The sequence below is a fragment of the Virgibacillus sp. genome, from assembly GCF_013393565.1.
GTDB lineage: Bacteria > Bacillota > Bacilli > Bacillales > Amphibacillaceae > Virgibacillus > Virgibacillus dokdonensis.
The window spans coordinates 1-5,809 of record NZ_JABXHF010000117.1; the positions used below are offsets into that span (position 1 = coordinate 1).

The following is a 5,809-nucleotide window of genomic DNA, read 5'->3' on the forward strand; positions in this document are numbered from 1 at the left end:
CTCCCTTCACTTTCATTTGCTCATAGTCAACTATATACTATACATAACTGAAAATATGGGTCATATTGGTAAATGACCTATTTATCGGAGGCTAAAATGTGAAGAAGCAACGTTACATTTTTTTACTGTTATTACTTGTAATTTTCCTAGGAGGTTGTCAAATGGCAAGTGAAAAAACAAAGAAGCCTTCAGAAATGAACCCCGAGGACCTGCCTGATGTAAGAGCATTTCAAGATGAATTTACCCGAGGTTTTTTACAATCGACAGAAGAAACAAGACCTGGCTATTATCCATTTTTGTCCGGGACAGGTAAGTATGAAATGGATTTCCCTGAAGGTGGAATGATTGATAAAAGGGATTATTTTGCAGATGATAAAGAATACGAAGAATATTCTGTCCGCATTCCGAGTGACATTGTTGGAGGCGGAGACATAACAATTTTTTATTATTCTGATGATAGGACAGATGAATTAGATATGAATTTAGAAAGCTTCAATAGTAGGATTGGAGAAGATATAAATTATAAAAAGATAGCAGGAGATGGTCAATCACTTTATTATGGAAACATTGATAAAAGTGAATTTTATGCATACGCAGGATATGTACAAAATGAAACAGCTGATGGAGCACTTGAAATAGTTTACCAAATTGATTGTAGGCAAGAGCTAAAAGAAAAATGCAATAAAAACAAAACAGAAAATGAAAAATACGTTTTGGATTGGCTGAAAACGATCCGCTTTATAGATGAGAATAAGGAAGTGAACGGAGATGAGTCATAGAATTATGCATTCACCTGAACTGCGGCTAAGATTAACCCAGTTAGGGTACGAAGATAAGTTATCAAAAGAGGAATTTATAGAAAAGGTTAAGAGAATGTACTTAGAAGAAACAGGCAAGGAGCTGCAAGCCGATATCAAGGTATATACCTCAAAAGAAGCAAGAGTTGGTGAACAATCTGGGTATGATGGGATTGCAATTTATATAGATACTAAGGGAAATAAAAAAGATGAATTATACATTTTATCACAAGGAACTAAAAACATTAAAGACTGGGACTATAACATAAAAGCAATGTTAGCAGGAAAAGATAATCGGCAAGCTAAATCAACGAATAAATTTGTAAAAGCAGTACAACATCATTTTAAGCTCAATAATAATGAAAACTCAACACCTGTTATTGGTTTATCACATTCATTAGCTCATAATAATAATACCACTGCCCATTTAATGCATAATACTTTTGATAAAGTATATAGTATAAATGGCGCTCAGACAAATTACTACCAACTTTACAATACCAATTTTCACTTTAAACGGGCTGTCCAAAGTGAATTTTCGATTTCTCCCGGTGACACACATACCATCTACGACATAGACCCAAACCAACTTCGACAATTCGCAGAAAATCACTATAAAGACAAAGCAAAAAATATCCACCAAATCATCTCAAAGGATGATCCACTTTATGCGGCAAGTGCTGTACGTGGTTTCTTTACACTTGGGAATGTCGAAATGGTGGACACCAACCCTAACTATCCAGGGTTGCGGTCACTAGTAGAGGATATTCCAGATGAAGTAATACAGGACTTTCAAGAACTAGCCATCCAGTACACCACTGCTTCTAACCAAGGTGGAATAAACGGAGCTATGCAAGAGATTTTTGGTGTTAATATGAATGTTGTAAACAAAATCGGTGATAATTCCCTTAAAACTTATATGACAAATCAAACTGAAATTGATGGAATGATCCGCCAGTTAGATAAAAAAGTGCCTGGACTACTTCAACAAGTAAAAACAATTACAAGTAATGCTGATTTAATTTTTGGTAGATTAGAAGATGCAGGATATATATCAAATGCACAAAAGCAACTTATTGGTAAAGAATTCTCCAACATAGAAACAGAACTAGAAGGGATTCAAGAGACATTATCTAGCATAGTAGATGTGCGAGGCACTGGGAACTTTATCACACAAATCGGCGGGGACATTGCAGCAGCGCTAAAAATAAAGGGACATATTAACGCGATCAAAGACAGCCTCAAAGTGTTAAATCAAGAGGATCTTCTGAAGGTTTTAGATGAGTTAAAGGCTAGCCATAGTATTATGGAAGTTTTAAGTGGTTTGTCGCATGGTAAAAAATCCTATTTAGGAACAGATATGCTTTTCACTACCAATCATGGAAATAAAGAAATAAAAGTAAATATTTCAGCCGCTTTGCGTATGTATCAAGAAGGGAAAACCGTTTTAGAAGAAAAGCTATCTAAGATTCATCAGTTTCAAGCAGCAATAGATAGAGAAATTCCCAAATCCTATGACAGAAACAAATATAAAGTGATGCGCAAAATAGATGACATAGAGGCAAATCCTAGTGTATATACACATATTCTTAGAAAGCATCTTTACTTTTCACGATTAGATAAAAAAGTAAGGCGGATTCAAGTCCACGACGTATTTTTCCCATTAGAACATACGAACCTAGATGAAGAAATATACGAACTAAAGCAAAGTGTACAAAAAAGCTATACATATATTGAAAATTATCGCAAAGCCATCGAAGATTTGTTTACAGAAGAAAAAGAAGTCGCTACTTTATTTCGTTTAGTAGAGGGAGATTGACATGAAAGAAACAGAATCAATTACAGTAACAGAAAAAATTGTTGCAAGTGAGAACCTCATGTATAAGAAACAAATTCTACGTAACTATACAGAGGAGATATTTAAAATCGATAAGACTTTTTTCAATCTCATGGATGATATTATTGTTAATGAGGATCAAAAAGGTGAAATTGTAGAAGCAATGAAAGAAGAAACAAAAAAGTTAACGACGTACAATCGTAATTTACTAGAACACATCGATAAACGTATGAATAAGATTGTGCAAAGGCTAGATGAACAAGTCGATGAAATAAAAAGCCAAAGCATGACCATTACCTATGAAAATACACCGTCTGCGTAACGATGCACTCCAGTTTGTGGTAGAAAGGCAAATTATCTCCCCCTATCAATCATCAGTCATCATCCCCCACCCTCACTGGAACATATATCTATAGGGCTGTCAGCTCCCGCTTTTGCATATGTGAACGAGCAGCGCAAGAACAGCCCCCTAAATATTTACCTTCAACTGCTTTTATGGCTTAGGGGAAATAAATATGCCTTCACCACTGATAATCGTGGTCATCTGTTTGTTTGCGGACTTAACCGTTGAACTAACTGCTCGCATTCTATTTTTTCTACATGCTCACGTTCTTTCCGCATGACCTGACCGTTTAATACCTTCACATTCCTTTTTCGTACCCAACGTAACAGTCATATCATTTCAGCAAATCCGCATTTATATGATATAACACATGTTTTTTCAGAATACTTCCCTGCTTCAGCTTTGGGTGGTCAAAATCTTTCACATATTGCATACCTATTTTTCTCATGACATTTTGTGAAGGCGTGTTCACCTTAGCTGTAAAGCTATAAATATCAGTAAAGCCTAATTTTGTAAATCCATATTGCAAACAAGCTGCTGCCCCTTCTGTAGCAAAACCTTTTCCCCAAGCTGCTTCTTTTAGTCGCCAACCAATTTCAATACAAGGTGTAAAATCAGCTGCAAAAGTTGCTCGATGAAACCCAATAAATCCTAAAAATTCATTCGTTTCCTTTTCTTCCACAGCAAAAAGTCCATATCCATTCGCTTTGATCTTATCTACGATTAATGTGTAAAAAGCTTTTGTTTCTTCGGTTGATAATGTTTTAGGAAAATACTGCATCACGTTTTCATCCGCATTTAGTACCGAAAATGGAACTATATCTGTTTCATCCCAGTCACGCAATCTTAATCTGGACGCCTCTACATAAATCATTTTCCACCTCATTTCTTTTAATATCATACAATTTTAATACAAAATCCCCTATTAATCGATACAAAAAACAGCGGAAAAGTAAAACACTCTTCCACTGATCCTTCCTTTTTCCAGCAAACTTACTTACCATACTAATTAATCATCTGTCATCGTCTTTTTAAAGCAATGTACATGAACAGAGCTGCTGCCAAAACCCAACCATTAATGATTGCTAGCACCCCTATAATGACCACTTATACATAAAAGCAAGCACCCCTTTTTTACCAACTCGACTTTTTCACACCTGGAATCTGACCTTTATGTGCATATTCCCTAAAAGCAATTCGAGACATTTGGAACTTTCTCATATACCCACGAGGTCTCCCAGTAATCTCACACCTTCCTGTTAAACGTATGGGGGAAGAATCTCGTGGAAGTGTTCTAAGCGCCTCATAATCTCCTTTTTCTTTTAATTCTCTTCGTAATTCAGCATATTTTGCTACCATTTGTTGTCTTTTCTTCTCTTTTGCAAATTTTGATTTTTTTGCCATTAATCTCACCTATTCCTATAATTTTAAAAAACAAATTCAAAATATTGTACTGTCTAGTTTTATCATCTTCACTTACCGTAGTACTCGATTAACTACCATTTTCTCTAACTTAGATTTCACAAGTATAAGGATCTTCCATCTCGGTCCAATCTTCTTCCATTTCTTCTGCAGTTAGTAAGCATTGATCAAGCTCCCTAATAATTGTTCCTCCTTCAAGATCAACTCCAATAAATACAAAATTGGTCTTTCTATCTCCAAATTCTGGTCCCAATCATTTAAAATGCTTGGGTTTTGCTTGATTGTACTTTCCTTTTTTCTTTCGGTAGTGAAGCAACCCAATAAGAGAGCGGTTCAACAGAGACGGATGGACCAGTCTGGGAAAGAAGAAGAGCTAAATCAATTCTGGTGGCACAGCAAGCAATCCCTTTAGCTCGCATCCATTTTTCCCCCTAGCATTCCATTAAAAATATATAAGTAAAATTTATTAGGGTCGGTCTAAATTGTAAGCATTACGATTTGAAGCTTAAAAAAATTTATTTTACGATACATGCACGAAACTGTGCAGTAAGTTTTTCTTTATCGAGATTCTTCCCAATAAATACAAGCTCACTTTTACGTTGTTCATTGCCCCAATTATTTTTTTCTTCTCCTGCAAAAATCATATGAACGCCTTGAAAAATAAATCGTCTATCTAACCCATTTATGTTTAATATCCCTTTATACCGATATAAATTTTCTCCTTGCAGTTGAACAAGATAAGAAAGAAAACCACATGTTGAGTTTCCTTAAATTAAGCGGTCTTGATTCTGTAAGGAAAAGATGTTACTTTCTCATCATGATGACCTTGATCTAAGGAATAGGAATTTAACGTAAATTTTTCATGCAGATTCACTAGCATTGCATAAATATGGTTTGAAAATTCAGTAAACATCTTTGCAGGATTTTTTGCCAAAAAGACAAAGGCTAAACAAAGGTGGTCTGTCCATTTGGAAAAATTATACAATTAAACTATTAGCAACAGCGACACTGTATGTATTTACGGAATAGATCTATCGTCAAATCTGCGAATCCAGATGTACGCAGGTTTCCACAGCGCTTTATTTAACCAGCGGCTAATTCGGAGTAAGGACTTCTTACTCCTCATCTCTAACTGGATAAGTACATGTAAACAGTAAGCAATAAGTGCAAGGAAAATTTGATTTTGAATGGCAGTTTCGCTCATGCCATAAAAGTGTTTGATCTCTACATGCTGTTTGAGCCACTTGAAAAATAGCTCAATGGTCCATCGTTGACGGTAAATTTCACTAATCTCTTCGGAGTCTAGATCGAAACGGTTAGTAATTAATCGTAGAATGTTTCCCTTTGTATCCACTACTTCAAGTAGGCGGAATACATTCTCTGTACGATTTTGCGTCGAACCGATGTAAA

General features: G+C 35.5%; 9 protein-coding genes. 3 read left to right on the forward strand and 6 right to left on the reverse strand.

The window, feature by feature from the left end:
* Window positions 1–161: 161 nt before the first annotated feature.
* From HLX49_RS16855 to HLX49_RS16865, 3 genes are read left to right on the forward strand one after another with little or no spacing between them, the layout of a single operon-like run.
* Window positions 162–779 carry a hypothetical protein gene (locus HLX49_RS16855; protein ID WP_296363357.1) on the forward strand — a complete coding sequence of 206 codons (618 nt, stop codon included), beginning with the start codon at window positions 162–164 and terminating at the stop codon, window positions 777–779.
* A gap of 4 nt (window positions 780–783) precedes the next feature.
* Entirely contained in the window at window positions 784–2,616 is a 1,833-nt protein-coding gene (locus HLX49_RS16860) for a DUF6792 domain-containing protein (protein WP_367112768.1), read from the forward strand.
* Window position 2,617: 1 nt separating this feature from the next.
* Complete coding sequence (locus tag HLX49_RS16865) at window positions 2,618–2,956, forward strand: hypothetical protein (protein ID WP_296363362.1); 339 nt, start codon at window positions 2,618–2,620, stop codon at window positions 2,954–2,956.
* Window positions 2,957–3,311: 355 nt separating this feature from the next.
* On the opposite strand, the gene HLX49_RS16870 is transcribed toward HLX49_RS16865, so the two are convergent.
* The 6 genes from HLX49_RS16870 to HLX49_RS16895 form a co-directional block, all read right to left on the reverse strand.
* Entirely contained in the window at window positions 3,312–3,851 is a 540-nt protein-coding gene (locus HLX49_RS16870; RefSeq protein WP_296363364.1) for a GNAT family N-acetyltransferase, read from the reverse strand.
* A gap of 260 nt (window positions 3,852–4,111) precedes the next feature.
* Complete coding sequence (gene rpsN / locus HLX49_RS16875) at window positions 4,112–4,381, reverse strand: 30S ribosomal protein S14 (RefSeq protein ID WP_296363368.1); 270 nt, start codon at window positions 4,379–4,381, stop codon at window positions 4,112–4,114.
* A 109-nt stretch (window positions 4,382–4,490) separates the two neighbouring features.
* Entirely contained in the window at window positions 4,491–4,652 is a 162-nt protein-coding gene (locus HLX49_RS16880) for a GTP-binding protein (RefSeq protein ID WP_296363369.1), read from the reverse strand.
* Window positions 4,653–4,656: 4 nt separating this feature from the next.
* Window positions 4,657–4,818 (reverse strand): CobW C-terminal domain-containing protein, encoded by a 162-nt coding sequence (locus tag HLX49_RS16885; protein WP_296363370.1) that lies wholly within the window; start codon window positions 4,816–4,818, stop codon window positions 4,657–4,659.
* A gap of 96 nt (window positions 4,819–4,914) precedes the next feature.
* On the reverse strand, window positions 4,915–5,127 hold the full coding sequence (locus tag HLX49_RS16890) for a CobW C-terminal domain-containing protein (protein ID WP_367112769.1): 213 nt from the start codon (window positions 5,125–5,127) through the stop codon (window positions 4,915–4,917).
* Window positions 5,128–5,417: 290 nt separating this feature from the next.
* Window positions 5,418–5,809: transposase (locus HLX49_RS16895; RefSeq protein ID WP_296363372.1), on the reverse strand; the 392-nt coding region annotated here is incomplete at its 5' end.